This window comes from Methylibium sp., assembly GCF_035762065.1.
Lineage (GTDB): Bacteria > Pseudomonadota > Gammaproteobacteria > Burkholderiales > Burkholderiaceae_C > Methylibium.
The window spans coordinates 1-26,105 of record NZ_DASTPW010000017.1 but is presented as its reverse complement, the minus strand read 5'-3'; the positions used below and the strand labels follow the sequence as shown (position 1 = coordinate 26,105).

General features: G+C 71.1%; 26 protein-coding genes. 20 read left to right on the top strand and 6 right to left on the bottom strand.

The window, feature by feature from the left end:
• The coding region (locus VFR90_RS05815) for a helix-turn-helix transcriptional regulator (protein ID WP_326405153.1) at positions 1-457 on the top strand (457 nt) is incomplete at its 5' end.
• Between the two features lie 3 nt (positions 458-460).
• Here the strand turns inward: VFR90_RS05815 and fliE are convergent.
• From fliE to VFR90_RS05800, 3 genes are all read right to left on the bottom strand, one after another.
• A complete protein-coding gene (gene fliE / locus VFR90_RS05810; protein WP_326405152.1) occupies positions 461-802 on the bottom strand; it encodes a flagellar hook-basal body complex protein FliE in 342 nt (113 codons plus the stop codon).
• 79 nt (positions 803-881) lie between these two features.
• Positions 882-3,158 carry a serine/threonine-protein kinase gene (locus VFR90_RS05805; protein ID WP_326405151.1) on the bottom strand — a complete coding sequence of 759 codons (2,277 nt, stop codon included), beginning with the start codon at positions 3,156-3,158 and terminating at the stop codon, positions 882-884.
• A 324-nt stretch (positions 3,159-3,482) separates the two neighbouring features.
• Positions 3,483-4,142 (bottom strand): ADP-ribosyltransferase, encoded by a 660-nt coding sequence (locus VFR90_RS05800; RefSeq protein WP_326405150.1) that lies wholly within the window; start codon positions 4,140-4,142, stop codon positions 3,483-3,485.
• Between the two features lie 514 nt (positions 4,143-4,656).
• On the opposite strand from VFR90_RS05800, the gene fliF reads away from it, so the two are divergent.
• Positions 4,657-6,366, top strand: coding sequence for a flagellar basal-body MS-ring/collar protein FliF (gene fliF, locus VFR90_RS05795; protein ID WP_326405149.1), 1,710 nt, complete (start codon positions 4,657-4,659; stop codon positions 6,364-6,366).
• A gap of 75 nt (positions 6,367-6,441) precedes the next feature.
• Here fliF and VFR90_RS05790 read toward each other — a convergent pair whose 3' ends face one another.
• Positions 6,442-7,119, bottom strand: coding sequence for a hypothetical protein (locus tag VFR90_RS05790; protein WP_326405148.1), 678 nt, complete (start codon positions 7,117-7,119; stop codon positions 6,442-6,444).
• 687 nt (positions 7,120-7,806) lie between these two features.
• Here VFR90_RS05790 and fliG point away from each other — a divergent pair.
• The 15 genes from fliG (at position 7,807) to VFR90_RS05715 (ending at position 22,362) form a co-directional block, all read left to right on the top strand.
• Positions 7,807-8,802, top strand: coding sequence for a flagellar motor switch protein FliG (gene fliG / locus VFR90_RS05785; RefSeq protein ID WP_326405147.1), 996 nt, complete (start codon positions 7,807-7,809; stop codon positions 8,800-8,802).
• A gap of 9 nt (positions 8,803-8,811) precedes the next feature.
• Positions 8,812-9,606, top strand: coding sequence for a FliH/SctL family protein (locus VFR90_RS05780; protein ID WP_326405146.1), 795 nt, complete (start codon positions 8,812-8,814; stop codon positions 9,604-9,606).
• Between the two features lie 14 nt (positions 9,607-9,620).
• Entirely contained in the window at positions 9,621-11,024 is a 1,404-nt protein-coding gene (gene fliI, locus VFR90_RS05775) for a flagellar protein export ATPase FliI (protein ID WP_326405156.1), read from the top strand.
• 29 nt (positions 11,025-11,053) lie between these two features.
• A complete protein-coding gene (fliJ, locus tag VFR90_RS05770) occupies positions 11,054-11,563 on the top strand; it encodes a flagellar export protein FliJ (RefSeq protein WP_326405145.1) in 510 nt (169 codons plus the stop codon).
• On the top strand, positions 11,560-12,879 hold the full coding sequence (locus VFR90_RS05765; protein WP_326405144.1) for a flagellar hook-length control protein FliK: 1,320 nt from the start codon (positions 11,560-11,562) through the stop codon (positions 12,877-12,879). The genes fliJ and VFR90_RS05765 overlap by 4 nt, the downstream gene beginning before the upstream one ends.
• Before the next feature lie 186 nt (positions 12,880-13,065).
• Positions 13,066-13,695 (top strand): flagellar basal body-associated FliL family protein, encoded by a 630-nt coding sequence (locus VFR90_RS05760; protein WP_326405143.1) that lies wholly within the window; start codon positions 13,066-13,068, stop codon positions 13,693-13,695.
• 133 nt (positions 13,696-13,828) lie between these two features.
• Positions 13,829-14,830 (top strand): flagellar motor switch protein FliM, encoded by a 1,002-nt coding sequence (fliM, locus tag VFR90_RS05755; protein ID WP_326405142.1) that lies wholly within the window; start codon positions 13,829-13,831, stop codon positions 14,828-14,830.
• Positions 14,823-15,251: a flagellar motor switch protein FliN gene (gene fliN / locus VFR90_RS05750; RefSeq protein ID WP_326405141.1), complete on the top strand. Its 429-nt coding sequence runs from the start codon at positions 14,823-14,825 to the stop codon at positions 15,249-15,251. The genes fliM and fliN overlap by 8 nt, the downstream gene beginning before the upstream one ends.
• 127 nt (positions 15,252-15,378) lie before the next feature.
• Positions 15,379-15,762 carry a FliO/MopB family protein gene (locus VFR90_RS05745; RefSeq protein WP_326405140.1) on the top strand — a complete coding sequence of 128 codons (384 nt, stop codon included), beginning with the start codon at positions 15,379-15,381 and terminating at the stop codon, positions 15,760-15,762.
• Positions 15,759-16,541 (top strand): flagellar type III secretion system pore protein FliP, encoded by a 783-nt coding sequence (gene fliP, locus VFR90_RS05740; RefSeq protein ID WP_326405139.1) that lies wholly within the window; start codon positions 15,759-15,761, stop codon positions 16,539-16,541. The genes VFR90_RS05745 and fliP overlap by 4 nt, the downstream gene beginning before the upstream one ends.
• Before the next feature lie 11 nt (positions 16,542-16,552).
• Entirely contained in the window at positions 16,553-16,822 is a 270-nt protein-coding gene (gene fliQ, locus VFR90_RS05735; RefSeq protein ID WP_326405138.1) for a flagellar biosynthesis protein FliQ, read from the top strand.
• 11 nt (positions 16,823-16,833) lie between these two features.
• Complete coding sequence (gene fliR, locus VFR90_RS05730) at positions 16,834-17,604, top strand: flagellar biosynthetic protein FliR (protein ID WP_326405137.1); 771 nt, start codon at positions 16,834-16,836, stop codon at positions 17,602-17,604.
• A 212-nt stretch (positions 17,605-17,816) separates the two neighbouring features.
• The gene (locus VFR90_RS05725; RefSeq protein WP_326405136.1) at positions 17,817-18,449 is read left to right on the top strand and encodes a M48 family metalloprotease; all 633 of its coding nucleotides are present in this window, start codon (positions 17,817-17,819) and stop codon (positions 18,447-18,449) included.
• A 209-nt stretch (positions 18,450-18,658) separates the two neighbouring features.
• Positions 18,659-20,638 (top strand): methyl-accepting chemotaxis protein, encoded by a 1,980-nt coding sequence (locus VFR90_RS05720; protein ID WP_326405135.1) that lies wholly within the window; start codon positions 18,659-18,661, stop codon positions 20,636-20,638.
• A gap of 140 nt (positions 20,639-20,778) precedes the next feature.
• Positions 20,779-22,362 carry a methyl-accepting chemotaxis protein gene (locus VFR90_RS05715; protein WP_326405134.1) on the top strand — a complete coding sequence of 528 codons (1,584 nt, stop codon included), beginning with the start codon at positions 20,779-20,781 and terminating at the stop codon, positions 22,360-22,362.
• Between the two features lie 58 nt (positions 22,363-22,420).
• Here VFR90_RS05715 and VFR90_RS05710 read toward each other — a convergent pair whose 3' ends face one another.
• Together VFR90_RS05710 and VFR90_RS05705 are read right to left on the bottom strand one after the other, a co-directional pair.
• Positions 22,421-23,086, bottom strand: coding sequence for a response regulator (locus VFR90_RS05710; protein ID WP_326405133.1), 666 nt, complete (start codon positions 23,084-23,086; stop codon positions 22,421-22,423).
• Positions 23,087-23,167: 81 nt separating this feature from the next.
• Entirely contained in the window at positions 23,168-24,334 is a 1,167-nt protein-coding gene (locus VFR90_RS05705; RefSeq protein ID WP_326405132.1) for a hybrid sensor histidine kinase/response regulator, read from the bottom strand.
• Between the two features lie 266 nt (positions 24,335-24,600).
• Here VFR90_RS05705 and VFR90_RS05700 point away from each other — a divergent pair, with 266 nt between their 5' ends.
• The 3 genes from VFR90_RS05700 to VFR90_RS05690 all read left to right on the top strand — a co-directional run.
• Entirely contained in the window at positions 24,601-25,014 is a 414-nt protein-coding gene (locus tag VFR90_RS05700; protein WP_326405155.1) for a hypothetical protein, read from the top strand.
• Positions 25,015-25,076: 62 nt separating this feature from the next.
• The gene (locus VFR90_RS05695) at positions 25,077-25,439 is read left to right on the top strand and encodes a response regulator (protein ID WP_326405154.1); all 363 of its coding nucleotides are present in this window, start codon (positions 25,077-25,079) and stop codon (positions 25,437-25,439) included.
• A 25-nt stretch (positions 25,440-25,464) separates the two neighbouring features.
• Positions 25,465-26,105: Hpt domain-containing protein (locus VFR90_RS05690; RefSeq protein WP_326405131.1), on the top strand; the 641-nt coding region annotated here is incomplete at its 3' end.

The window sequence follows — 26,105 nt, the reverse complement described above, 5'->3', positions numbered from 1 at the left end:
GCGCGAGCTGCTGGCCGCCGTCCATGCCACGCGCGAGGCCGGCGCGCGCGGGCCGGTGCTCGACGAGGCGCTGCTCGAATGGCTGCAGGCGCAGGCGATCGCGCTGACGAACGGCGGCAGCGCCGCAGCCGGCCGCGCCCTGCTGCTGGCGCGCGAGGGCCGGCGCGTCAGCTTCGCGCTGCACGAAGCGACCGGCGACGACGAATGGCTGCTGGTGCTGACCGAGTCGAACGACCGCGCGACGATCGAGGCGCTCGGCCTCGCGTTCCGGCTCACCACGCGCGAAGCGGAGGTGCTGCACTGGGTCGCGCAGGGCAAGACCAACCGCGACATCGGCGACATCCTCGGCACCAGCCCGCGCACCGTGCACAAGCACCTCGAGCACGTGTTCGCGAAGCTGGGGGTCGAGACGCGCACCGCCGCCGCGGCGATGGCGCTGGGCAAGCTGCGCCGCTAGGCGCTACACCGCCATGTTCATGATGTCGGTGTAGGCCTGCGCCAGCTTGTTGCGCACCTGCAGGGTCGCCTGGAAGCCGATCTGCGCCTTCTGCATCGCGACCATCGTCTCCTCGATCGAGACGGTGGGGTTGCCCAGCTGGACCTGGCGCTGCATCTCGGAGGACTGCATCTGCGCCTGGCTCACCGACTTCAGCGCCTGGCTGAAGCTGGTGTGGAAGCTCGGCTGCGTGGCCGCGGCGCCGCCCGCCTCCTGCGTCGCCTGGCGCACGCGCTCGGCGACTTGCGGCATGCCGGCCCGGGCCGCGGCCTGGGCGAAGTCGAAGGGCTTGAGCTTCACGTCCATGGCCGGATGCTAGGTGGCGAGCCGGCATGCAACGCGACGATCTGGCTCCGTTCTCCCCGCTTGTTCGTCGCTTGGCGGCTCAAGCGTCGTTGCCGGCGGCGCCCCGCGGCCCGATCACCGCACGGCGCAGCGCGACGGGCGCCTGCTGCCAGCGCAGCAGGGTTCGGCTTTCGTAGGCGTCGCGCGCGTCTTCGGAGCCGGCCCGTGCCTGCGCCTTGAGCTCCGCACGCAGGCCTTCGTGCCAGCGTGGGTGTTCGTCGCGCATCGGTGTGGCGCGGACCACCGCATGCAGGATCGCCGCGGCGCTTTCCGGGTGCTCGTCCACGAAGCACGCCATCCGTTCACGCAGCAGGCCGCCGGCCGCGGCGAAGGGCGAGCCGTCGATCCGCAGCTCGTCGGCTTGGAGCGCGTCGAGCACGTCCATCACGTCGCCCGCGTGGCTGACCGGCGCCATCGGTATCCAGCCTGCGGCCTGCTCGGCCTCGGCGTCCACGCTGCTTCGATGCATGAGTGCCACGACCGTGTAGGCGAAGTCCGCCGCCAGCCCGGCCAGGCGCGCCGGCAGGCGCCCGGCCGCTTCTTCGAGGAGCAGGTGCTCCGGCACGTGGAATTGCCAGGTGTGCGGATCGAACTCGGCCTTGCGCCGCTGGTGCGAGCTTTCGCGTGCCGACGTCGCCGACGGCGCGTCGCCATCGAGCCGCGGCGGCGGCGCGTTGAGCCCGGGAACCCGTTCGAATTCCAGCGAAGGCGCGGCGTAGAGATGCACCTGCGGCAGCAGTGCGTCCGGCAGCTGCCCGGGCGCCACGCCCATCAGCGCGGCGCCGAGCCGCATGACCGCATCGCGTATCGCCTCCGGCCGAGGCACTGTGCCGCGCCGCGCTTGCAGGGCCGCGACGGCGTCCGCGAAGCCGCTGTCCTGCCGTGCGGCCTCGAAGCTGCGCGCGATGCTCGGCGCATCCGCTGTCACCACGCGAGTGCGGCCCAGCCGCAGGCCGATGCGCCCGAGCACCTGCGCGAGCTCGAGCGCGGGCTCGTCCTTGGCGTCGGCAAAGCGTTTGGCCACCGCGGCACGCTGCGCCGCGTTCGTGCCAGGCGCGAGGTGACGCGCAAGCCCCGCTTGTGCGACATCGTCCATCGCCCGCTGCAGGGCACGAGCGATCTCGTCCAGGTGCGCAAGCCCCTCGGCGTGCGAGCGCGGTGCGGGAAGGCCGGCCAAGTCCTCCAGTGTTTGAGCGAGCCGCGCCGCGCGCTGCGGGCTGTGCGCACGCGAGTACGCGATGCCGTACAGCTCCGCCGTGTGGAAGACGATGCTCTCCATCCGCCGCGCGACTTGCGGGTCGTTCAGGCGCAACCCGGCGGGCGTGTTGTTTTCCGTGTGCGCGGGAATCGCTTCGAGCACGGCTTCGGCCGCTTGTGCGAGCAACAGGGGCAGCGCGGCCATGCCGGCCTCGGCGCGCAGCGGCTTCATGCTGAGGGTTGAAGAAGCGCGTGGCAGGAGGTCGGAGGCCGGCTGTTCTTCGAGGAACGCCTGCGTCTCCCATGGATGCAGGCAGTAGGCGGTGTACTCGGCAGGCGGCTCGATGTTCTCGTGCCGGACGATCGGCGGCAGCCGGCTGGCCAGGTCGAGCTGCAACGCGAGATCGTGACGGCTGGTGTCGAAAGGATGGGCGGAGCTGTCGCGGCTTCGCCGGTTGTGCTGCGCTTCGTGAACACTCTCGTGGGCGAGTGTCGCGGTTTCGAGAGCGGCCCGCGTCGTCGTCAGTCCGTCCAGGTCGTATCCGGCGTACACCCCGTCGCTGCCGGCAGCAACGTGCTCATGCGGCGGCAGCGTTTGCGATGCACCGCCGACGTGATGGACCCAGCGGTTGTGATGCTCGCCCGCCAGCAGCAGCGCTTCGAGCGCCGGGCGTTGCGCCGGCGGCACGCTGGACTCGGCGGTCGCCAGAAGGGTCGCGACGCCACGCATCAGCTGCGCGTAGCTGAGGTTCTTCTGCCGCCGCGTGAGGTGATCCTCCTCGGCCACGTTGGCCATCGTCCGCGCCTGCGCGAGCTGGGCGTTTCGCAGCGGGGCGATCAGGGGTTGCAGCCGCTGCTCGCGCGCTGCGTCGGGCAGCTCGTCGAGGACCGCCGCGGTCTGTCCGATGACCTGCTCGACAGCTGTGAACTGAGCGGCCGTCAGGCGCCGCGGCACGTCTTTCGGCGGTAGGCGCGGCGGCCGACGAACCGTCAGGCCGGCGAGTTGCTCGTCGCGCGGGCCGGGCGGGGCGACGCTCGGTTCCGAGCGAGGGCCTGGCGCTTCGGTGGGCCGCACGCAGCTCGCGAACAGCGACTTGAAGGCGACGGAAAGCTTGTTCATCCGGATCGTGCGGCTCGTGCGTTTCGCAAGCGCAGTGGCGCGCACAGCTGCCGACGCATCGTGAACCGGGTGCTTCCGGCCATGGGTAGGACGGGCGAAGCCGGGTCCGGCGAAGCGAAGCCGTCGGCGGTCCTCCAAGAAGAGGCGAAGTGGCGCGCTTCGACCCGGCCGTTCGCTGCTTGCACGCGCGCTATGGTCTAAACAATGCGATGCATTGCTGAAGTCGTGCCGTTCATCCTTGCGCCGCATGGGCACCGCCCGGGCTCGCATGCGCCCCGCCGCACTCGCCCCGAAGCGCCCACCATGGCGGACGCTTCGCCCCGATCAAAGCTCGGTTTGGCGGATGCGCACGGTAGCGTTGCGGGCAAACGCCGCTGCTTCGGCCGGGTAGGCAACGTCCGACACCTCATCGACCCTGAAGCGCGTACCTGGCCTGAAAAGCACTTCCTTCTCCCCTGGGGCATTCGAGAACTGTGCAATGCATTTTCCAGAGCGCGAATGCGTTTCAAAGATCACCCGCTTGTGCTGCCACGCCATTTCATGGCTTTCCGACGTGGCGAAAAAGCGCTTCTCGACTTTTGTTTGTCCTGCGACGAAGTTGCGCTTGATCCAGTCGCGCGGCAAGTCTTCGCCGGTGTAGACGGTGCCTAAGAAGGTGAACTGATCGGGCAGGGTGTTGAGCGCCGAGATGACGCCCTTCGCGAGGATGAAGCCGTGCCTATCCGCTTCTGCGCCGTCCTTGTCCGATGCATCGCTGCATTCCGGCCTGTCGCTTTCGAACAGATCCTGGATGTCGCGGTAGGCCGCGCCGGTCCATCGGTTGAGTGCGTACAGGTCTTCCCAGTGCATGCCTTCAAGCCCTGCTTGGGATTCGATCATCGTGCGCCAGCGGTTTTCCTCCCAGGACGCTTCCTTGCGCGGAATCACCGATGCGATTGCGGCCCGATCCGCTTCGCTGCTCCGGAAGTTCTCTCCTTGGGCCATCACCGACCGCATTTCCGCCGGCAGGTGAGCCCAAGCGGGATCTGGCGGCGGCCGTCGACGTCGAGAGCCGGCGGCCTGATCCGGGCTGCTGCTGCCCGAGGAGGACCGTGGCGACAGCGGTGACATCGGCGCCGAATGAACGGTTTGGTAGGGCGTGCTGCGGGGGTGGACGTCTCGGGAGTCGTCGGCGTACCGCGAGTGCGCGGGGCTGCCTTGTGCGCTTGTGGTGGAGAGGCAACCTCCCATGCTTCAGACCCTTTTCGAACGTTGCGGCGGCGACCCGGATGTGTTCGCCGCGTCTGCTCCATACGGTGCTCGATTCACATCCTGGTTGGCGCTTGGAATCGGAAGACCTGATATGCGCTGCGAAGCGTGAAACGTCGGCAACGCCTTATCGCGAGGTGCGGCCGATGGAGCGAACTGACGCGGTTCCCGCCGGCTGTTTGCCGGTTAGGCACGGCCGGCCGACGAAACAATGCGATGCATTCCCGCCGTCGTGCCTCTCACGCTTCGCATGGACACCGCCCTCGCTCCCGTGAACCCCGCCGCACTCGCCGCGATGCCCTCCGGCGCCGATGGCTTCGCGCAGCGCCTCGTCGCGCTGCCCGCCGGCCGCAAGCTGATGCTCGGGTTCGGGCTCGTCGCGCTCATCGGCATCGCGATGGCGATGTCGAACTGGTCGTCCAACGCCAACTACAAGGTGCTGTTCGCCGGCCTGTCCGACAAGGACGGCGGCGCGATCCTCGCGCAGCTGTCGCAGATGAACGTGCCCTACAAGCACGCCGACGGCGGCGCGGCGATCCTCGTGCCGGCCGACAAGGTGCACGACGTGCGCCTGAAGCTCGCCTCGCAGGGCCTGCCCAAGGGCAGCGTCGCCGGCTTCGAGCTGATGGACAACGCGCGCTTCGGCCAGACCCAGTTCCAGGAGCGCCTGACCTTCCAGCGCGGCCTCGAAGGCGAGCTGACCCGGTCGATCTCGGCGCTCGCCGCGGTGCAGTCGGCGCGCGTGCACCTCGCGCTTCCCAACCAGAACGGCTTCTTCCGCGAACAGCAGAAGCCCAGCGCGAGCGTGCTGCTGACGCTGCATGCCGGCCGCACGCTGGACCGCGCGCAGATCGCCGGCATCGTGCACCTCGTCTCCTCGAGCGTGCCCGAGCTGAACCCGAAGGCGGTCAGCGTGCTCGACGCGAGCGGCGCGCTGCTGTCGGGCAACGGCGGCGAGTCGAATCCGGCCGGCGGCCTCGACGCGCAGCAGCTGCAGTACCGCCAGCAGATCGAGCAGAACTACACGCAGCGCGTGCTCGACATCCTCGAGCCGGTGCTCGGCCGCGACAACCTGCGCGCGCAGGTCACCGCCGAGATCGACTTCGCGCAGACCGAATCGACCAGCGAGGAGTACGCGCCGAACCAGGGCGCGCTCGCGAACGGCAAGCCCGCATCGACCACGATCCGCAGCCAGCAGACCAGCGAGTCGAGCGGCAGCTCCGGCGGCGCCGCTGGCGGCGTGCCGGGCGCGGCGAGCAACCAGCCGCCGACGCCGGCCACCGCGCCGATCAACGGCCAGGCCGCGCCGCTGCAAGGCGCGCAGGCGAACGGCGGCGGTGGCAACGGCAACAGCAACAGCCGCCGCGAGGCGACGACGAACTACGAGGTCGACAAGACGGTGCGCGTCACGCGCAACGCCACCGGCACCGTCAAGCGCCTGAACGCGGCCGTGGTGCTGAACCACCGCAGCAACGTCGATGCGAAGGGCAAGACGACGAGCGCGCCGCTGTCGGCCGAGGAGATCGACAAGCTCACCGCGCTCGTCAAGGAAACCGTGGGCTTCAACGCCGAGCGCGGCGATTCGGTCAAGCTGATCAACGCGCCGTTCAAGACCGAGAAGCCGGCCGCCGAGGTGAGCGTGCCGCTGTGGAAGCAGCCCGAGGTGATGGACACGCTGCGCTCGCTCGCGGCGCCGCTGGGGCTGGCGCTGCTCGCGCTGATCGTCGTGTTCGGCGCGGTGCGCCCGGCGCTGAAGGCGGTGCAGCCGGCGCCCGGCGCGCGCAAGCTCGACGCGGTGGTGGACGACGCGCAACTGCTGCCGGCCGCCGCCGCGCAGCAGCCGCTGGCGCTCGAGGCGCCGCAGGCCGACCAGCGCCTGGACAAGGCCCGCGTGCTCGCCAAGGAGAACCCGGCGGCGATGGCCGGCATCGTGCGCGGCTGGGCGAGCAAGGAAGTCTGAGGCCCGGCGGCCGGCGGCCATCGGCGCCGCGCGCCGCATGCGGTGCGCGCGGCGCTTCGCGAGGCGTCGCTGGTCTCAGCTCGGCGAAGCGGCCGCCGCGGGCGGGTCGTCCGCCGTTCTCGATCCGATCACCGCACGGCGCAGGGCCACCGGCGCCTCTTGCCAGCGGCTCATCGTGCGAGCCTCGTGGACGGCCCTTGCATCGTCGTTGCCGGCGCGGGCATCGGCCTTCACCTGAGCGCGCGGGCCTTCGTGCCAGTGCGCATGGGTGTCGCGTCGCGGCGTGGCCTCCACGACCGTGCGCAAGACGGCCGCAGCGCTCTGCGGATGCTGGGCGACATGGTGGTCCATCTTCGCTTTGAGCCGTTGATGCGCCTCCCAGCGCTCCGGCTCGACGAGCGCGCGTTCCGACGCCGTGGCGTGGCCCAGCAACTGCATCGCGGCGGCCGCTTTGTGGATCGGCTTGGTGACGGCCACGGAGCCGGTCGCCAGGCCGGCGTTACGGGTGTAGATGCCGTCGTCCGTGCTGTGGGCGATCAACGCGGTCGCGGTGTAGGCGAAGTCCGTTGCAAGACCGGCCAGCCTGGCCTCCAGCCGGTCTTGGTGGTCTTCATGGTTCGGCACGAGATTGACGTGGTCTTCCTTCAGGGCTTTGGCCACCGCTGCGAGCACGGGAATGACAGGGCAGAGGTCCCGGTGCAGCAAGGCGTCCTTCGGCTCCCTGGGTTGGCGTTCCAGCAACAGGTCGGCCACCACCTGCTGCTCCAGGTACGCCTTGGTTTCGTGCGGGTCGGAGTGGCCGGGCTTGGTCGAGCCGCGCCTGCCGCAAAGGGCCGGTCAGCACCTGCGAACGGGCGGCTTCGTTGTCGGCCGACAGACGATCGAGCGCGGCCTTCGTCCTTGCCGTCGCCTGGCGCACCGGTTCCTCGCGTGGCCCGAGGAACCGCGCACCAGGGGGCGGCAGCCGCGGCGGGCGGGGCGCCAGCCGGCCCGCGAACGGATCGGCGCGCGGCGAGCCGAGCGGCGCGGACGGGCCGGCGTCCGGCCCGCCGGGCGCGACCTGGCTCGATGCGGGCCGCGATGGCGGGCCGCCCTTGACCTTGTCCATGAACGAGTCGTTGCAACGAGGGGCGAGCCAGCTTAGGCCGCTGGGGTCCGCCTTGCGCGGCTTTGGCGAAGCGACCGCCCGCGCGGCGAAGCGCTCGATCGGTGGGCCGGCGGGCACCCGGTCCGGCGCTGCCTGGACCTCGCGACGCCGTGAACAGCCTCGCTTTCGGCCGACTGTTCGCGGCATGCCTGGCCGAGCGGCCCGCGAACAATCGTCAGCGAGAAGCAAGCCCGCGCTGGCCGTCCGACGGCGGGCGCGAGACGGACCGCCGTGCGGTCCGAGCGGCACCACCCGCGCCAGGTCGGCGCGAAAAGCGGTTGATCCCTACTGTCATGGACGAACACGGACTCGAAGACGCCGCGATCCTGCTGATGTCCCTGGGCGAGGAGGAGGCGGCCGAGGTCTTCAAGCACCTCGCGCCGAAGGAAGTGCAGCGCCTGGGCGAGACCATCGCGAAGATGAAGACGGTGCCGCGCGAGCGCTTCGAGGCGGTGCTCACCCGCTTCGACACCTCGGCCGCCGACACCAGCATGCTGGTCAGCGACACCGACGAGTACGTCAAGGCCGTGCTGCGCAAGGCGCTCGGCGACGACAAGGCCAACCTGCTGATCGACCGCATCCTGCAAGGCGGCGACGTCTCGGGCATCGAGAGCCTCAAGTGGATGGACCCGGCTTCCGTGGCCGAGCTGCTGCGCAACGAGCACCCGCAGATCGTCGCGGCGATCCTGGTGCACCTCGACTTCGACCAGGCCGCCGACATCCTCAAGCACTTCACCGAGCGCCAGCGCAACGAGGTGATGGTGCGGGTGGCGACGCTCGACGGCATCCAGCCCAGCGCGCTCAAGGACCTGAACGAGGTGATGAGCAAGGTGCTCGCCGGCGGCGAGCGCATGAAGAAATCGATGATGGGCGGCGTCAAGCCCGCGGCCGAGATCATCAACATGATGGGCTCGTCGATCGAGACCTCGGTGCTCGACTACATCCGCGAGGCCGACGGCGACCTGGCTCAGAAGATCATGGACAACATGTTCACCTTCGAGGATCTGCTGAAGGTCGACGACAAGGGCATCCAGTCGATGCTCAAGGAAGTGCAGAGCGAGTCGCTGGTGATCGCGCTCAAGGGCGCGCCGCCGGAGCTGCGCGACAAGATCCTCGGCAACATGAGCACGCGCGCGGCCGAGACGCTGCGCGAAGACCTCGAGTCGCGCGGCCCCGTGCGCGTGAGCGAGGTCGAGGCCGAGCAGAAGGAGATGCTGAAGATCGTGCGGCGCCTCGCCGACGAAGGCCAGATCGTCCTCGGCGGCGGCGGCGATGACCAGTTCCTCTGATCGCGCGCCGTGACCGACTCGAACGATCGCCGCCATGCACCGCCCGGCGCACCCGCGCCGGCCGGCACGCCGCGCCGGCGGCTGCACGACCCGGCCGACGACGGCTTCCGCGGCACCTCGCCGTTCGGCGCCGCGTCGCCGGGCGCAGGCGCGGCGCGCTTCATCCCGCGCGAGGAGCTGCGCGGCTTCGCGGCCTGGTCGCCGGGCAGCTTCGGCGTGCCGGCCGCGGCCGCAGCGCCGGCGCCTGCGCCGCTGACGGCCGAGGGCGTCGCCGCACAGCTGCATGCCGCGCGGCAGGCCGGCTACCAGGACGGCTACCGCGACGGCCTCGTCGCGCTCGAAGCCTTCAAGCAGAGCTACGCGCAGCAGATCACCGCGCAGGTGGCCACGCTGATGCAGGGCTGGCAGGCGAAGCTCGACGGCCTCGAAGGCACGCTCGCCGATCGCGTCGCCGAGGTGTCGATCACGCTCGCGCGGCAGGTGCTGCGGCACGAACTTGCGACGCGGCCGGAGCTGGTGGCCGCGGTCGCGCAGGAGGCGCTCGCGGGCACGCTCGCGTCGGCGCGGCAGCTCGCGGTGCACGTGAACCCCGCCGACCACGCGATCCTCGCGGCCGAGACGCGCGAGCTGCTCGCCGAACGCGGCGCGCGTCTGGTCAGCGACCTCGCCGTCGCGCGCGGCGGCTGCGTGGTGGAAACCGAAGTCGGCGTGATCGATGCGAGCGTCGAATCGCGCTGGCGCCGCGCGACCGAAGCGATGGGGCGGCCCAGCGAGCTGGCCGCCGCCGAGGAGGCGGCGCCGTGAGCGAAGCCGCCGCGATGCCGACCGCCTGGTCGCGCTACCTCGACGATCTGAAGGCCCACGCCGCCGGGCCGGTGCCGCTCGAATCGCAGGGCACGCTGGTGCGCGTGGCCGGGCTGGTGCTCGAGGCCGCGGGCATCCGCGTGCCGGTCGGCTCGGTCTGCGAGGTGCGCATGCCGAACCAGCCGGCGGTGCTGGCCGAGGTCGTCGGCTTCGCCGGCGACCGTGCCTACCTGATGCCCACCGGCGAACTGCACGGCCTGGCCAGCGGCGCGCGGGTCGTGCCGCGTTCGAGCCCGGCCGAGGTGCCGAAGCTCGGCGCGCCGACGCACCCCTGGCGCCGCCGCGAAGACCGCACCCGGCACCTGCCGATCGGGGACGGCCTGCTCGGCCGCGTCATCGATCCGCACGGCGTGCCGATGGACCGGCTCGGCGCGCTCGGCAGCACCGAGCGGCCGGTGAAGAACGAGCCGCTGGTGCGCCGCCCGATCAACGCGATGGAGCGCGACCCGGTGCGCCAGCCGCTGGACACCGGCGTGCGCGCGATCAACGCGATGCTCACCGTCGGCCGCGGCCAGCGCATCGGCCTGTTCGCCGGCAGCGGCGTCGGCAAGTCGGTGCTGCTCGGGATGATGGCGCGCTATACCGCGGCCGACGTGATCGTCGTCGGCCTGATCGGCGAGCGCGGCCGCGAAGTCAAGGAGTTCATCGAGGACATCCTCGGCGAAGCGGGCCTCGCGCGCAGCGTCGTCGTCGCGGCACCGGCCGACGCGCCGCCGCTGATGCGCATGCAGGGCGCGAGCTACGCGACCGCCATCGCCGAGCACTTCCGCGACCGCGGCCAGCATGTGCTGCTGTTGATGGACTCGCTGACCCGCTACGCGATGGCGCAGCGCGAGATCGCGCTCGCCATCGGCGAGCCGCCCGCCACCAAGGGCTACCCGCCGAGCTGCTTCGCCAAGCTGCCGCAGTTGGTCGAGCGCAGCGGCAACGGCCTCGACGGCTGCGGCTCCATCACGGCGTTCTACACCGTGCTTTCCGAAGGCGACGACCAGCAGGACCCGATCGCCGACGCCGCGCGCGCGATCCTCGACGGCCACATCGTGCTGTCGCGCGAGCTCGCCGAAGCCGGCCACTACCCGGCGATCGACATCGAACGCAGCGCCTCGCGCGTGATGCACAACGTGACCGACGCCCGCCACCAGCAGGCCGCGCGCCGGCTGCGCCAGCTGTGGAGCCGCGTGCAGAAAGCGCGCGACCTGATCGCGCTGGGCGCCTACGCGCCCGGCCACGACCCCGAACTCGACCTCGCGGTGCAGAGCCACCCGGCGATGCGCGAGCTGCTGCAGCAGGACATGCACGACGCGGCGCCGCTCGCCGCAAGCATCGAGCGGCTCGGCCAGGTCGTCGCGCCGCGCTGAAACCGAACCCCCACGGATCGCCCACCCCGATGAACGCACCGCCCGCCTTGCAGACCCTGCTCGACCACGCCAGCGCGCAGCGCGACAACGCGCTCGCCGCGCACCGCCGCGCGCTCGTCGCCTTGCAGGGCGCGCAGGCGCAGGCCGAGCAGTTGGTCGCGCACCGGCGCGACACGATGGAGCGCGCCGGCCCGCGCGCGCAGCAGCCGGCCAGCCTGCTGGTGATGCAGAGCTACCAGGGCTTCATCGCGCGGCTCGACGAGGCAGTGCGGCAGCAGCAGCTGCGCGTCGATGCGGCGCGCGCCCGCAAGCAGCAGGCCGAGGCCGCGCTGCTCGCGGCCGAACAGCGCGTCGCCTCGGTGCGCAAGCTGATCGAAGGGCGCATGGCCGAAGCCGAGCTCGCGTTCGCGAAGCGCGAGCAGAAGGGCAGCGACGAATTCGCCTCGCGCATGGCCTGGGGCCGGGGCGCCGCGAGCAGCGCGGGCTTCGGCGCGCCGCTGCTCGGCGGCGCGCTGCAGGGCATGGAGATCGGCGCATGAAGACGCCGGGCATCGACGCGGGTCTTCCGACCGGCTTCGCCGCCACCGAGCGCGGCGCAGCGCGCCGCGACGGCGGCGCGGCCTTCGCCGGCCTGCTCGACGGCGAGCGGCAGCGCCTCGATGCGCGCGCGGCGGCGGGCGAACGGCCCTCGGCCTTCGATGCGCCGAAGCCGGCGAACGCCGAAGCCGCGCGGGCCGAAGCCGCGCAGGCCGAGCGGCGGCAGCTCGATGCGCGCCGCGCGGCGACGCAAGCGGCGCAGCGCGACGACGCCGCACCGCGTGCCGCCGAGCGCAGCACGCCGGCGCAGAGCAAGCCCGGCGCCGAGCCGACGCCCCCGCGCGCCGGCCAGGCACCGGCCAAGCGCATCGGGCAGGACGAAGCCAAGCCGGGCGAGGCCCGGCCCGAGCCGGCGCACGACGCGGCGGCCGAAGCCGAGCCGGCAAGCACCGCCGAGGCGCGCCCCGCGGCCGACCAAGCCGGCGCCGCGAGCGCGGCCGCGCCGGGCATGACGCCGCCGGCCGACGCGGGCCTGCGCTGGTCCTCCACGCTGGCCCTGCAACGCGCGTCGGAACCCGACGCCGCGGCGGCGGGCGATGCGGCGGCACCGATCGGCGCCCGCGCCGCCGCGATCGCCGGTGCGGCAGGCGGCGCGACCGCAAGCGACGCCGGCGCGGACGCCGGCTCCGCGCAGGCTGCGCAGGCCGGGCCGGTCCAGGACATCGCCGCCGCCGACGGCGCGCCCGACACCGCGGCTGCCGATGCACGAGGCGGCGCAGCGGATGCGCCGCTCGCGCCGGCCGGGCGCGTCGAGTCACCGCCGCCGCCCGGCACGACGCCCGTCGCCGGCACGGCACCCGCCTCGATCGCCGCGCCGGCCCAGGCCAGCCTGCCGACGCCGCTCGATTCGCCACGCTTCGACCAGGCACTCGGCTTCCAGCTCGCGAGCCTGGTGCAAGACGGCGTGCAGCAGGCCGAGCTGCAGCTCAACCCGGCCGAGATGGGGCCGGTGCAGGTGCGCATCGTGCTCGAGGGCAGCCAGGCGCAGATCGACTTCGCCGCCACCCAGCAGCGCACGCGCGAGGTGCTCGAAGCGAGCTGGCCCGCGCTCGCCGCGGCGATGCACGGCGCCGGCTTCACGCTCGGCGGCGGCGGCGTGTTCGAGCAATCCTCACGGCAGCGCGACGGCGAAGCGGCGCCGCGCGGCGGGAGCCGCGCGCGCGCCATCGCCGGGATGGCGGGCCCGGAAGGCCCCGAGGCGCAGCCGGTGCGCGTCGCGCTCGACGGCAAGCGCGGCCTGCTCGATCTCTACGCCTGACGAAGCGGTCCTGTCGCGCGTGCTTCGCCCGCGGCGCACGAGCCGCCGGGCATCCGGCAAGCGCGATTAGCCGGCTTCCCACCGCCCTTATCGCCGCATCCCGCGCGGCCCCGCTTCGAATAATCGTCTCCATACCCCAGGCCCTGGCCGCGACGTTCGCGTGCCTGCCCGGCGAAGGAGAAGACGATGTCCGCCGCTGCTGCCGCCGCGACCGATGCGAACGAAGCGCCCGCGAAAAAGAAGGGGCTGTCGAAGAAGCTGCTGCTGATCGTCGGCGGCCTGGTGCTCGTGCTGGGCCTGGGCGGCGGCGCCGCCGTCTACTTCATGAAGAAGAAGGCCGCCGAAGCCGCTGCTGCGGCCGAGGAGGAGGGGGGTGACGTCGAGGCCGCGCAGGCAGCCGACAAGCCCAAGAAGAAGGACGCCCAGGCCGTGCCGACCTTCCTGCCGATCGACGCCTTCGTCGTCAACCTCGCCGACCGCGACCAGGAACGCTTCGCGCAGATCGGCGTGACGCTGCAGGTGGTCGACCCGAAGGCCGCCGAGCAGCTCAAGCTCTACATGCCCGCGATCCGCAACGGCGTGCTGATGGTGCTGGCGCACAAGACATCGGCCGAGCTGCTGGAGCGCGCCGGCAAGGAGAAGCTCGCCCGCGAAATCATGCGCGAGGCGGTGCGCCCGCTCGGCATCGAGATCGAGGCCGAGGCCGAAGACGACGAGCCGGCCGACGCCAAGCCGGCCGCGAAGAAGAAGCGCAAGCCGGCCGCCGAGCCGAGCCCGGTCGAGCACGTGCACTTCTCCAGCTTCATCATTCAATGACCGGTGCCCCGATGACCCGCACGATCGTCGACGCAGCCCGACCCACCGAGCAGCCGCCGCGGATCCGGCTCTGCCGGGCCGCCAGCGGCGCCTCCCTGGGGGGGAGCGGCGAAGCGGCAACGGGGGGGAGCCCATGAATCAGCAGATCCTTTCGCAAGACGAGGTCGATGCGCTGCTGCAGGGCATCACCGGCGAAAGCCAGAAGCTCGAAGAGGAAGTCGTCGAGCACGGCGAGATCCGCGACTACAACCTCGCGAGCCAGGAACGCATCGTCCGTGGGCGCATGCCCACGATGGAGATCGTCAACGAGCGCTTCTCGCGGAACATCCGCGTGGGCCTCTTCAACTTCATCCGGCGCACGCCGGAGGTGGCCGTCGGCGGCATCAAGGTGCAGAAGTACAGCGCCTTCCTGCGCGAGATCGTCGTGCCGACGAACTTCAACATCATGAGCGTGCGGCCGCTGCGCGGCTCCGGGCTCATCGTCTGCGACCCGACGCTGGTGTTCGCGGTGATCGACGCGCTGTTCGGCGGCGCCGGCAAGTTCCACACGCGCATCGAGGGCCGCGACTTCAGCCCGACCGAGCAGCGCGTGATCGTGCGGCTGGTCGAGGTGATCTGCGCCGAATACAAGAAGGCCTGGCAAGGCGTCTACCCGATCGAGCTGGAATACCAGCGCTCGGAGATGCAGCCGCAGTTCGCCACCGTGGCCGCGCCGAGCGAGATCGTCGTGACCTGCTCGTTCACGCTGGAGATCGGCGAGACCAGCGGCACGATCCACTTCTGCATCCCCTACGCGACGCTCGAGCCGATCCGCGACACGCTGTATTCGGCGACGGTCGGCGACAGCAACGAGCCCGACCGCCGCTGGGTCAAGCTGCTGACGCAGCAGATCCAGAGCGCCGAGGTCGATCTCGTCACCGAGTTCGCGACCGCGCCGGCGACCGTCGAGCAGCTGCTCGCGTTCAAGCCGGGCGATTTCATCGAACTCGACCTCGAGCCGATCGTGCAGGCCAAGGTCGACGGCGTGCCCGTCTTCGACTGCCACTACGGCACGAGCAACGGCAAGTACGCGATCAAGATCGATCAACTGCTGACCAAGAACACGATGTCCTGGCTCGGAGAACACCATGGCTGAAACCGCACCGAACGACGAGCAAGACGCGATGGCCGCCGAATGGGCGGCGGCGCTCGAGCAGCAAAGCTCGTCGAGCGCCTCCGAGGTGATGGCGCCGGCCGAGCAGCCGGCGGCGTTTGCCAACTTCACGCCCACGCCGGGCACCGGGGCGGGCAACGACATCAACATGATCCTGGACATCCCCGTCCAGCTCACGGTGGAGCTCGGCCGCACGCGCATCCCCATCAAGCACATCCTGCAGCTCGCGCAGGGCTCGGTGGTCGAGCTCGACGCGCTCGCGGGCGAGCCGATGGACGTGCTGGTCAACGGCTACCTGATCGCGCAGGGCGAGGTGGTGGTGGTCAACGACAAGTTCGGCATCCGCCTGACCGACATCGTCACGCCGAGCGAGCGCATGCGCCGGCTCAGCCGGGGCATGTGATGACGCCCGCTCCGTTGCGGCTTCGCCGCTCCGCTCACGGGGCGCCGCTGGCGGCCCGGCTGCGCCGCGGCGGCTGGACAGGCCCGCGTTGCACGTCGCGTGCGCATTCGAACGAAGGTCCGGCTCGATGAACTCTTCCTTGGGAGCCGGCCTCGTCTGGTTTCTCGTCGTCCTCGCGGCGATCCCGGTAGTGCTGTGGATGCTCAAGCGCACGCCCTACGGCGCGGCGATGAGCGGCGCGTCGCGTGCCGGCGCCGCCTCGGTGCGCGCGCTGTCGACGCTGTCGCTCGGCCCGCATCAGCGCATCGTGACCGTGGAAGTGGGGCAGGGCGACGACCGCCGCTGGCTGGTGCTGGGCGTGACGCCGCAGGCCATCCACACGCTGCACACGATGGCGCCGCAGGCGGAGCCGGCGATCGCCGAGCCGGCCGGCGCGCAGCCGGCGCCGATGGCGAGCTTCGCCGCGCTGCTCGCCAAGGCACGCGGCACGCAGCGCCGGGACGATCGATGAACCTCGCCGCCTTCGTTCGGCGCCCGGTGCTCGCGCGCATCGCCGCCGTTTCGGCTCTTTCGGCCGTTCCTGCACTGGCTTTAGCGCAGCAGGCCGCGACCGGCAACGCCGCGCTGCCGCTGGTGATCGGCCAGGGCGCCGGAGGCACCAGCTATTCGGTGCCGATCCAGACGCTGCTGTTCTTCACCGCGCTGTCGTTCCTGCCCGCGCTGCTGCTGATGATGACGGGCTTCACCCGCATCGTGATCGTGCTGAGCCTGCTGCGCCAGGCGCTCGGCACGCAGTCGGTGCCGCCGAACCAGGTGCTGATCGGCCTGAGCCTCTTCCTCACGCTGTTCGTGATGGGCCCGACGATCGACCGCGTCTACGCCGACGCCTACAAGCCCTACACCGAAAACAAGATCGCCTTCGACGAAGCGCTCGCGAAGGGCGAGCAGCCGTTTCGCAGCTTCATGCTCAAGCAGACGCGCCAGAGCGACCTGATGCTGTTCGCGAAGCTGGCGAAGCTCGATCCGGCGGTGAAGGGCGAGGACGCGCCGTTTCGCGTGCTGGTGCCGGCCTTCGTCACCAGCGAGCTGAAAAGCGCGTTCCAGATCGGCTTTCTCATCTTCATCCCTTTCCTGGTGATCGACATGATCGTCGCCAGCGTGCTGATGAGCCTGGGGATGATGATGATCAGCCCGGTGCTCGTCGCGCTGCCCTTCAAGCTGATGCTGTTCGTGCTGGCCGACGGCTGGAACCTGCTGCTCGGCTCGCTGGCCGCCTCCTTCGTCACCTGAAAGTCCCCACCATGGATCCGCAGTACGTCTTCACGATCGGCCAGCAGGGCCTCACGCTGCTGCTGATGGTCAGCGCGCCGCTGCTGATCACGGTGCTCGTCGTCGGCCTGGTGGTGAGCGTCTTCCAGGCGGCCACGCAGATCAACGAGGCGACGCTGTCGTTCGTGCCGAAGCTGATCGCCGCCTTCGCGGTGCTGGCTGTCGCGGGGCCGTGGATGCTGACGTCGATCGTCGAATACCTGCAGCGGACCTTGCAGTCGATCCCGACGGTCGTCGGCTGAGCCGCGCGGCCATGCTCAGCTTCGACGAGGCCCAGGTCACGGCCTGGCTGAGCCCGCTCGTCTGGCCCTTCATCCGCGTGCTGGCGCTGTTCATGACCGCGCCGGTGCTCAGCATGCGCAGCGTGCCGGCACGCGTGAAGATCGCGCTCGCGCTGCTGATCACCGTGGCCGCGCAGCCGGCGCTCCCGCCGATGCCGACCATCGCGCTGGACAGCGCCCAGGCGCTCGAAGCGGTCATCCAGCAGATGCTGATCGGCCTGACGCTCGGCTTCGCCGCGCGCATCGTGATGGCCGGCATCGAGATGGCCGGCGAAATGATCGGCCTGCAGATGGGCATGAACTTCGCGGCCTTCTTCGACCCGATCAGCGCGACGCAGTCCACCGCGGTCAGCCGCTTCTTCGGCACGAGCGCGGCCTGGCTGTTCGTCGTGATGAACGGCCACCTGCTGCTGACCGCCGCGCTGATCGACAGCTTCACCGCGTTTCCGGTCGGCGCCGGCGGCGGGCCGATGGGCTTCCTCACCGCGGTGCAGCCGCAGGCCTGGGGCGCCGAGATCTTCCGGCTCGGCCTGTGGATCGCGCTGCCGATCGTCTCGATGCTGCTGTTCACCAACCTGGTGCTCGGCGTGATCTCGCGGGTGGCCTCGCAGATGAACATCTTCGCGATCGGCTTCCCGATCACGCTCGGCGTCGGCCTGATCGGCATGACGATGACCCTGCCGATGATGGAAGCGCCGTTCACGATGGCGCTGGAGCGCCTGCTCGCCCTGTTTCGCCCTTGAACTCGGCGCCGCGCCGGCGGCGCGACACCCGGATCGCGGGGGACGGCAGTGCGAAGGCTGCGTTCGTCCCGCGAACAGGTACGCCAGTTGCTGAGGCATCCGTACTTACCCTTGGCTCGAGGCTGCAAGGAGTACCTATGGGCGCGGCGTTGGAAACCTTCGGGACGGGTGCAACGAAGCAAAGGGCGCGGCGCCGGCGGGACCGCTCGCGCGTGCTGCTGCTGCTGGCCGCCACGCTGGCGCTCGGCCTGCAGGCGCCGCCGGCCCGCGCCGAAGGCATCCTGCAGGTGCTCGAACGCTCGCAGCAGATCCAGCTCGACGCGCTGCGCCGCATGAAGCTCGACGACGCCGACGCCCGTTCGCAACGCATCCACGCCACTTTCGACGCGGTGCTCGCGCACCTGAACGTCGATCCGAACGTGCCCTTGATCGTGGTGCGCGCGCCGATCCTCGCGGTGTGCCTGATGGGCAAGGTGGTCGTCGTCAACGAGGCACTGGCCGACCTTACCGAAAGCGAGCGCGCCTTCATCCTCGCGCACGAGCTGGGCCACATCGCGCACAACCATTGGGCCCAGCTCGGCGAGCTGTACCTGCAGCACATCCCCGGCGAGGTGGTGCAGCAGCACACCGACGGGGTGGCCGGCCGGCTCGGACGCGAGGCTTCGGCGCTGACGCACCAGCAGGAGTACGAGGCCGACGGCTTCGCGCTGCGCCTCCTGCGCCGCATGGGCGCGCCCGACGACACGCCCATCGTGCTGTTCCAGCAGCACCTGCCGCCGGTGAAGACCACCGCGACGCACCCCGGCACGGCCCAGCGGGTGGCGCATCTGCGCGAGCTGCAGTAGCGGCGGCTCGCGCCGGGCCTCGAAGGGGCTCGCCCGTTCGAAGCGCTCGGCGTGCAGGGCAGGGTGCGCGCTTCGATTAAGCCGCTCACCGCCACCCTTTTGCTTGGATCGCCACGGCCGCGGCCCGCCACCATGTGCCGCGTGCCGGCCCGCCCGCTGCGTCGATTGCCGGCCGCCTTCTCTTTCGCGACGTACTCAGGAGACCGTCCATGTCCGCCGTGCTGGCCGCCAGTTCGAGCCCCCCTGCCACCTCCCCCGCTTCGGCCGGCGGCGGCTTCTTCGCGCATCACGGCCTCTGGGCACCCGGCGTGCGGCTGTTCCGGCGCTGCGGCTTCGGCGCCAAGGCCGCGGTCGTCAGCGCCTTCTTCCTGCTGCCGATCGGGTTGTTGTCATGGGCCTGGTTCGTGGCGACCGAAAGCCAGATCGCCTTCAGCCAGAAGGAGCGTGACGGCGTGCGCTACGCGCGCGAGGTGATGCCGCTGCAGCCGCTGCTGATGGTCCAACGCATGCTCGCGCTGCAACGCGCCGGCGGGGCGGACACCGCCGCCGAACTCGAGCCGCTGCGCGGGCGCATCGAGCAGCAGTTGCGGCGCATCGATGCCGCCCAGGCCGCCAGCGCGGACGCGCTGGGTACCGCTGCGGCGCACGGCCGGCTGAAGGCCGCGCTGGCCGCGCTGGCCTCGCCGTCGCCGTCGCCACACGCCGTGTTCACGAGCCACACGGCGGCGGTGCAGGCGTCGATCGATCTGCTCACGCAGGCGGCCGACGGCAGCAACCTCACCCTCGATCCCGACCTGGACACCTACTACCTGATGGATGGCGGCCTGATGCGCCTGCCGCACCTGCTCGGCGAGCTGGGCACCGGCCGCGGGCTGGGCGCCGCCCTCGCGCGCGGCCTGCCGGCCGAAGCCTGGACCGCCGAGACGCTGACGCGCTCGGCCGTGCTGGCCGACTACTCGCTCGCCGCGCTGGATGTCGCGATCGCCAAGGTGGCCGGCCTGCACGCCGGCACCCGCGCCGCGCTCGGCCACGACGAAGCCATGGCAAGCCTGAAGCTGTTCCGTGCCGCGCTCGCCGCCTCCGGCGATGCGGGCGCGATCGTGGCGAGCGGCTCGGCGGCGATCGATGCGCTGTTCACGGTGCAGGGCCGCATGGTCGAGCGGCTCGACGAGCTGATCGCCGTGCGCATCGCCGCCTTGCAGGAGCGCGTGCTCGCGATGGCCGTGGCGGTCGCATTGAGCCTGGCGCTGGCCGCCTACTTCTTCTGGAGCTTCTACCTCGTGATGCGCGGCGGACTGCGCGAGACGCGGCGCCATCTGGCGGCGATGACCGGCGGCGACCTCACGACCCGACCGCGGCCCTGGGGCACCGACGAGGCGGCCGAGCTGATGGTGAGCCTCGGGCAGATGCAGGACTCGCTGCACGTCATCGTCGGCGACGTGCGGCGCACCAGCGACGAGATCGTGCGTTCGAGCGCGGCGATCGCCGACGGCGCCCACGACCTCTCCACCCGCACCGAGCAGACGGCGGCCAGCCTCGAAGAGACCGCCGCGTCGATGGAGGAAGTCACGGCCACCGTCCGGCGCACCGCCGACGCCGCGAAGGAGGCCGAGACGATGGCGCGCACCAACGACGCGGCCGCCACGCGAAGCGGCCGCGCGATGGGGCAGGTCGTCGTGACGATGGAAGCATTGGGCGCGGCGTCGGGCCGCATCGGCGAGATCACCGGCACCATCGACGGCATCGCGTTCCAGACGAACATCCTCGCGCTCAACGCCGCCGTCGAAGCGGCGCGTGCGGGCGAGGCAGGGCGGGGCTTCGCGGTCGTCGCCGCCGAAGTGCGCGCGCTGGCCCAGCGCTCGTCGCAGGCCGCGCGCGAGATCAAGCAGCTGATCGAAGACAGCGTCGCCAAGACCGACGAGGGGCGCCGCGTCGTGAACGAGGCGGGCGCGTCCATCGAGGAGCTGCAGTCGGTGGCCCGGCGCATGGGCTCGGTGATCGGCGAGATCGCCGTCGGCGCGCGCGAGCAGTCGGTGGGCGTCGAGCAGATCGGCCGGACGACGCAGGAGCTCGATCGCTCGACGCAGGCCAACGCGGCGCTGGTCGAGCAGACGGCCGCCTGCGCCTCGACGCTGCGCGACCAGGCGCAGGCCCTGGCGCAGCGCGTCGCGCGCTTCCGCCTCGCCTAGGCACGCGGCAAAAGCAGGGCGACGGCGGCGCTGTTCAACCGATCGGCCGCCGTCGCGACTTCTACATTCAAAACCACCTTATCGACTGCTTGACCGCGGTGCCGTCCGGCCGCCGGGCAAGCGCTAACACTGCGCACGCCATGCGAATCAACCACCCGGTCACGGCCACCGAATACGCCTTCCCCGCCGGCGAGACGCTCGTCTCGACCACCGACCTGCAAAGCCACATCACCTACTGCAACCCGGCGTTCGTGCAGGTCAGCGGCTACGAGAAGGCCGAGCTGATCGGCCAGCCGCACAACCTGATCCGCCACCCGGACATGCCGGCCGAGGCGTTCCGGGACATGTGGGCCACCATCGCCGGCGGCCAGCCGTGGTCGGCGCCGGTGAAGAACCGCCGCAAGGACGGCAGCTTCTACTGGGTGATGGCCAACGTGACGCCGATCCTGCGCAACGGCCAGCCCGTCGGCTACATGTCGGTGCGCACCCAGCCGAGCCGCGAGGAGGTCGCCGCCGCCGAGGCGCTGTACCGCACGATGCGCGACGAAGCGGCTGCAGGGCGGCTCGTCCATCGCCTGGACGGCGGCATGCTGCGCATCGACACCGGCCGGGGCAAGCTCGGCCGGCTGCTGCGGGCCGGCCCGCGCGGCCGGATGATGCTGACGCTGGCGGCCACCTGCGGCGCGAGCGCGGTGCTGGTCGGGCTGGTGAGCCCGACGGGCGTCTTCGCGCTGCTCGGCGAGGCGCTGGGCGGCGCGGCGCTTGGCGCCGCCGTCGGCGCCTGGCTCGCGCGGCGCCAGAGCGCCCCGATCGAGACGCTGGTGCGAACCGCCAACCGCATGGCCGCGGGCGACCTGACCCAGCGCATCGCCACGGGCCGCGAGGACAGCGTCGGGCGGCTCGCGCGGGCGCTGTCGCAACTCAACGTGAACCTGCGCTCGATCGTCGGCGACGCGCGCTCGCAGGTCGAGCGCATGCGCGACGCCACGAGCGAGATCGCGCACGGCAACACCGACCTGTCCTCGCGCACCGAGTCGCAGGCGTCGAGCCTGCAGCAGACGGCCTCGTCGATGGAGGAGATCACCAGCACCGTGCGCAACGGCGCGGAATCGGCCAGCCAGGCCTCGAAGCTCGCCGTGCGCGCGAGCGAGGTCACGCAGGCCGGCAGCCGCGCGATGGAGGACGTGAGCCGCACCATGTCGGTCATCAGCGAGTCGTCGCACCGCATCGCCGAGATCATCGGCACGATCGACGCGATCGCGTTCCAGACCAACATCCTCGCGCTCAACGCGGCGGTCGAGGCGGCCCGCGCCGGCGAGCAGGGCCGTGGCTTCGCCGTCGTCGCCGCCGAGGTCCGCGCGCTGGCCCAGCGCACCAGCGGCGCGGCACGCGAGATCAAGCAGCTCATCGGCGAATCGACCGAGAAGGTCGACACCGGCAACCGGCTCGCCGCCGAGGCGCAGAAGACCATCGAAGGTGCGCTCGACACGGTGCGTCAGGTCAGCCGCGTGATCGAGAGCATCAGCGCCGGCGCGAGCGAACAGCTCTCGGGCATCTCGCAGGTCAACGAGGCGGTGGCGCAGATGGACTCGATGACGCAGCAGAACGCGGCGCTCGTGGAGCAGATCGCCGCGTCCGCGGTGCAGTTGCGCGAACAGGCCTCGAACGTCGTCGAGGCGGTGCAGGTGTTCACGCTGGACGCCAAGGCCGCGCAGGCGGCCTGAGGCACGTCGGTCGGGCCGCCGCCGCGGCCCGCTGCCCCCGTCGAACCGCGAGGGCCGGCTACACCAGCCCGTTGCGGATGGCGTAGACGGTGAGCTCCGAGTTGTTCGACAGCGCCAGCTTCTCCAGCACCCGCGCGCGGTAGACGCTCACTGTCTTCGGGCTCAGCGTCAGCTCGTTGGCGATGTCCGACAGCCGCCGGCCGGAGGCGATCAGCACCAGCGTCTGCAGCTCGCGATCGGAGAGCTTCTCGTGCGCGGCCTCGGTCTGCGGCTGGCTCAGGCTCTCGGCCAGCATCTGCGCGATCTCGGGGGTGATGTACTTGCGGCCGCGCGCGACCTGGCGCACCGCCTCGACGAGCAGCGGCGTGTCGCTGCCCTTGTTGACGTAGCCCCAGGCGCCCGCGCGCAGCGCGCGGATCGCGTACTGGTCCTCGGGGTACATCGAGACGACCAGCACCTTGATGTCGGTGCCTTCGTCCTTCAGCACGTGCAGCACGTCCAGGCCGCTGCGGCCGGGCAGGTTGATGTCGAGCACGAGCACGTCGCAGCCGGAGTCCTTGGAGTCGGCGCCGGCCTGCGCGGACAGCGTGCGCATCAGGCTGCGCAGCTCGCCGTAGTCGCCGGCCTCGCCGACCACCTCGATGTCGGGCGCGTCGGACAGCGTGTCGCGGATGCCGCGCCGGATCAGCGCGTGGTCGTCGCAGAGGATGACGCGGATGCTCATGTCAGTGCGGCTCGGCCGTCCGGGGGCATCGAGCGCGCCCTCGGGGGGCGGGAGCGTGGCGACGTGGGGGCTTCATGTCGTTCAGAGCATGTCCCAGGAGGTCGGATCGTCGGAATCGTGGTGGCCGGTGTCCGGCTGCGTCGCGCGGCCGGACTTCGAGCGCTCCGTGCCCAGCGGCACCGAAAGGATGATCGTCGTGCCGCCCGGGCCGCTGGACAGGTCGACCCAGCCGCCCACCTGCGCCGCGCGTTCGCGCAGGCCGCGGATGCCGAAGCTGCGCGCCTTGCCGAGGTCGTCCTGGCTCAGGCCGCGGCCGTTGTCGCTGACTTCGAGCGAGAGCACGCCGCGCGCGATCGTCAGGTCGACCTCGACCCGCGTGGCGTTCGCGTGCTTGGAGATGTTGGTCAGCGCCTCCTGCGCGGTGCGGTAGGCGGCCAGCGGCACGCCGGCCGGCAGCGTGGGCAGGGTGTCGTGGCTGGTGCGCAACAGCGTGACGACGTTGCTGCGCTTCTCGAAACGCTGCGTCATCCACTGCAGCGCCGCGAGCAGCCCCTGCTCGAGGATCGCCGGGCGCAGGTTGTGCATGATCCGCTGGCTGGATTCGATCGCGAGCATCACCGTCTCGATCGCGTTCTGCGCGCGCTGCGCGACCGCCGCGTTGCCGCAGTGGCGCTCGATCCATGCGAGGTCGAACTTCAGCGCGGTGAGCGAGCCGCCGACGTCGTCGTGGATCTCGCGCGCGATCGCGGTGCGCTCGGCCTCGACGCTGGCCTGCAGGTGCTGCGCGAGCTCGCGCAGGCGCTGCTCGCTCTGGCCGAGCGCAAGGTCGGCCTCGTGCTTGGCGCGCAGCGCCTCGCTGCCTTCAATGGCATGCAGCACGGCCGGCACCAGCCGGGCGAGCTTGTCCTTCAGCAGGTAGTCGTTCGCGCCGTTGAGCATCGCCTGCACCGCGACCTGCTCGCCGATCTCGCCCGAGACCAGGATGAAGGGCACGAGCAGGCTGTGCTGGTCGCGCAGGATCTCCAGCGCCTTCAGGCCGGAGAAGCCCGGCAGGTTGTAGTCGGAGACGATCACGTCCCACGGCTCGGCGAGCGCCTGGCGGAAGCCGCCTTCGGACTCGACCCGCCGCGAGTCGACTTCCAGGCCGCCGGCGCGCAAGTGCGCCAGCATCAGCTCGTGGTCGAGCTCCGAGTCTTCCAGGTGCAGCACCCGGAGGTGGACGGCGTGGGCCGGGGCGGTGAGCGGCACGGGCTTCAAGCAGGCGGTGGACCGGACGACGGCCGCAAAGGCCGGAACTGGCGCGGGATTGCCCCCGTGATCCTGCCACCGGCCGCATGGGCGCGCCCGAAGAATTGTGCCCAAGCCCTCCGGCTCGCGGCCCTGTCGCGCAGCGGCGGGGCGAGTCGCCAGGGCGCAAGCCCCCCGTCATCCACGAGACCTGACCGATGGACGCTCTGACCCACGTGTCGCCTGCCGCGAGTGCCGATGCCGACGCCGATGCCGCGCGCACGCCGATGACGCTGCTGCAGGCCGCCGATCTGCAGGATCACCTGATGACGGCGACCAACGATCTCGAGCGCCTGCAGCGCCTGCTGGCCGACACCTGCGACATGCTGATGGCGCGCTTCTACGGCGCCTTCGACGCGCTCGGCGGCGCCGACGCCGGCGCCGACCACACCGTCGATGCGACCGAGCTGCTGCGCGTGCGCCTGCAGCTGGGCCAGGCCGTGACCGCGCTGCAGTTCCAGGACATGGCCTCGCAGCTGATCGCGCACACCCACCAGCGGCTGCGCGGCTGCGCCGACCAGCTCGCGCGCGACGCCTTCGGCGCCGAGAGCGACGACGACATGGTCGTCACGCCGCTGCCGAGCCGGCCGAACCCGGTCACCCAGGACGAAATGGACGCGGGCAGCGTCGATCTGTTCTGAGCCCACTTCAGTTCTTCCCCTTCCGTCCGAAAAATCCCGACGTTCCCTCCGGAGACATGAGCATGCATTCGATCCTTGCAGTCGACGATTCCGCCTCGATGCGGCAGATGGTCTCGTTCACGCTGAAGAGCGCCGGCTACAAGGTGACCGAGGCGGTGGACGGCAAGGACGCCTACGACAAGGCCTCGATGGCGAGCTTCGACCTCGTGCTGACCGACCAGAACATGCCCAACCTCGACGGCATCGGCCTGACCAGGAAGCTGCGCGAGCACCCGCAGTTCAAGGCGACGCCGATCCTCATCCTGACCACCGAGTCCAGCGACGACATGAAGCAGAAAGGCCGCGCCGCGGGCGCGACCGGCTGGATGGTCAAGCCCTTCGATCCGGCCAAGCTGATCGAGGTGATTCGCAAGGTCTGCAAGTAAGCGGCACGCCGAGGAGCCAAGGACCATGGCCGAGACCCACAACGCCAGCGCCGACTTCGGCGCCGGCATCGACCTGAGCCAGTTCTACCAAGTCTTCTTCGAGGAGGCGGGCGAGAACCTCGATCGCATGGAGCAGCTGCTGCTCGCGATCGACGTCGCCTCGGCCGACGACGAGGAGCTCAACGCGATCTTCCGCTGCGCGCACTCGATCAAGGGCGGCGCCGCGACCTTCGGCTTCGCCGACGTCGCCGAGCTGACGCACCAGATGGAGACGCTGCTCGACAAGATGCGCCGCCACGAGCTGCAGCCCACGCGCGGCATGGTCGACGTGCTGCTGCAGTCGGGCGACGCGCTGCGCGCGCAGCTCGCTCGCCACCAGGGCGGCGGCGGCGAGGTGCAGGACACCAGCGAGCTGCTCGCGAACATCCGCGCCTTCGTCAGCGGCGAGCGCGCCGCGGCGCCGGCTGCGGCACCGGCCGTCGTCGTCGCCGCCTCGCCGGCCGTGCCGATGCCGCCGGTCGTCGAGGCCGACGTGCCCGTCAACCTGAAGGGCGAGCGCATCCTCGAGCTGGTGCTCGGGCCGCTCGACAAGCCCGAGCTGGCCGCGAGCATCGTCGAGCTGTTCAAGGAGATCGAGGGCCTGGGCCAGATCGAGCCGATCGACGG

Excerpts from the sequence above, each read along its gene's own strand:
- fliQ (WP_326405138.1), top strand. The coding sequence starts at position 16,553 with ATGGATCCGCAGTACGTCTTCACGATCGGCCAGCAGGGCCTCACGCTG.
- VFR90_RS05710 (WP_326405133.1), bottom strand. The coding sequence starts at position 23,086 with ATGAGCATCCGCGTCATCCTCTGCGACGACCACGCGCTGATCCGGCGC.
- fliP (WP_326405139.1), top strand. The coding sequence starts at position 15,759 with ATGAACCTCGCCGCCTTCGTTCGGCGCCCGGTGCTCGCGCGCATCGCC.
- VFR90_RS05765 (WP_326405144.1), top strand. The coding sequence starts at position 11,560 with ATGAAGACGCCGGGCATCGACGCGGGTCTTCCGACCGGCTTCGCCGCC.
- fliF (WP_326405149.1), top strand. The coding sequence starts at position 4,657 with ATGGACACCGCCCTCGCTCCCGTGAACCCCGCCGCACTCGCCGCGATG.
- VFR90_RS05720 (WP_326405135.1), top strand. The coding sequence starts at position 18,659 with ATGTCCGCCGTGCTGGCCGCCAGTTCGAGCCCCCCTGCCACCTCCCCC.
- VFR90_RS05805 (WP_326405151.1), bottom strand. The coding sequence starts at position 3,158 with ATGAACAAGCTTTCCGTCGCCTTCAAGTCGCTGTTCGCGAGCTGCGTG.
- VFR90_RS05800 (WP_326405150.1), bottom strand. The coding sequence starts at position 4,142 with ATGGCCCAAGGAGAGAACTTCCGGAGCAGCGAAGCGGATCGGGCCGCA.
- VFR90_RS05700 (WP_326405155.1), top strand. The coding sequence starts at position 24,601 with ATGACGCTGCTGCAGGCCGCCGATCTGCAGGATCACCTGATGACGGCG.
- fliI (WP_326405156.1), top strand. The coding sequence starts at position 9,621 with ATGCCGACCGCCTGGTCGCGCTACCTCGACGATCTGAAGGCCCACGCC.
- fliN (WP_326405141.1), top strand. The coding sequence starts at position 14,823 with ATGGCTGAAACCGCACCGAACGACGAGCAAGACGCGATGGCCGCCGAA.
- fliJ (WP_326405145.1), top strand. The coding sequence starts at position 11,054 with ATGAACGCACCGCCCGCCTTGCAGACCCTGCTCGACCACGCCAGCGCG.
- fliE (WP_326405152.1), bottom strand. The coding sequence starts at position 802 with ATGGACGTGAAGCTCAAGCCCTTCGACTTCGCCCAGGCCGCGGCCCGG.
- fliG (WP_326405147.1), top strand. The coding sequence starts at position 7,807 with ATGGACGAACACGGACTCGAAGACGCCGCGATCCTGCTGATGTCCCTG.
- VFR90_RS05695 (WP_326405154.1), top strand. The coding sequence starts at position 25,077 with ATGCATTCGATCCTTGCAGTCGACGATTCCGCCTCGATGCGGCAGATG.
- VFR90_RS05715 (WP_326405134.1), top strand. The coding sequence starts at position 20,779 with ATGCGAATCAACCACCCGGTCACGGCCACCGAATACGCCTTCCCCGCC.
- VFR90_RS05745 (WP_326405140.1), top strand. The coding sequence starts at position 15,379 with ATGAACTCTTCCTTGGGAGCCGGCCTCGTCTGGTTTCTCGTCGTCCTC.
- fliM (WP_326405142.1), top strand. The coding sequence starts at position 13,829 with ATGAATCAGCAGATCCTTTCGCAAGACGAGGTCGATGCGCTGCTGCAG.
- VFR90_RS05760 (WP_326405143.1), top strand. The coding sequence starts at position 13,066 with ATGTCCGCCGCTGCTGCCGCCGCGACCGATGCGAACGAAGCGCCCGCG.
- fliR (WP_326405137.1), top strand. The coding sequence starts at position 16,834 with ATGCTCAGCTTCGACGAGGCCCAGGTCACGGCCTGGCTGAGCCCGCTC.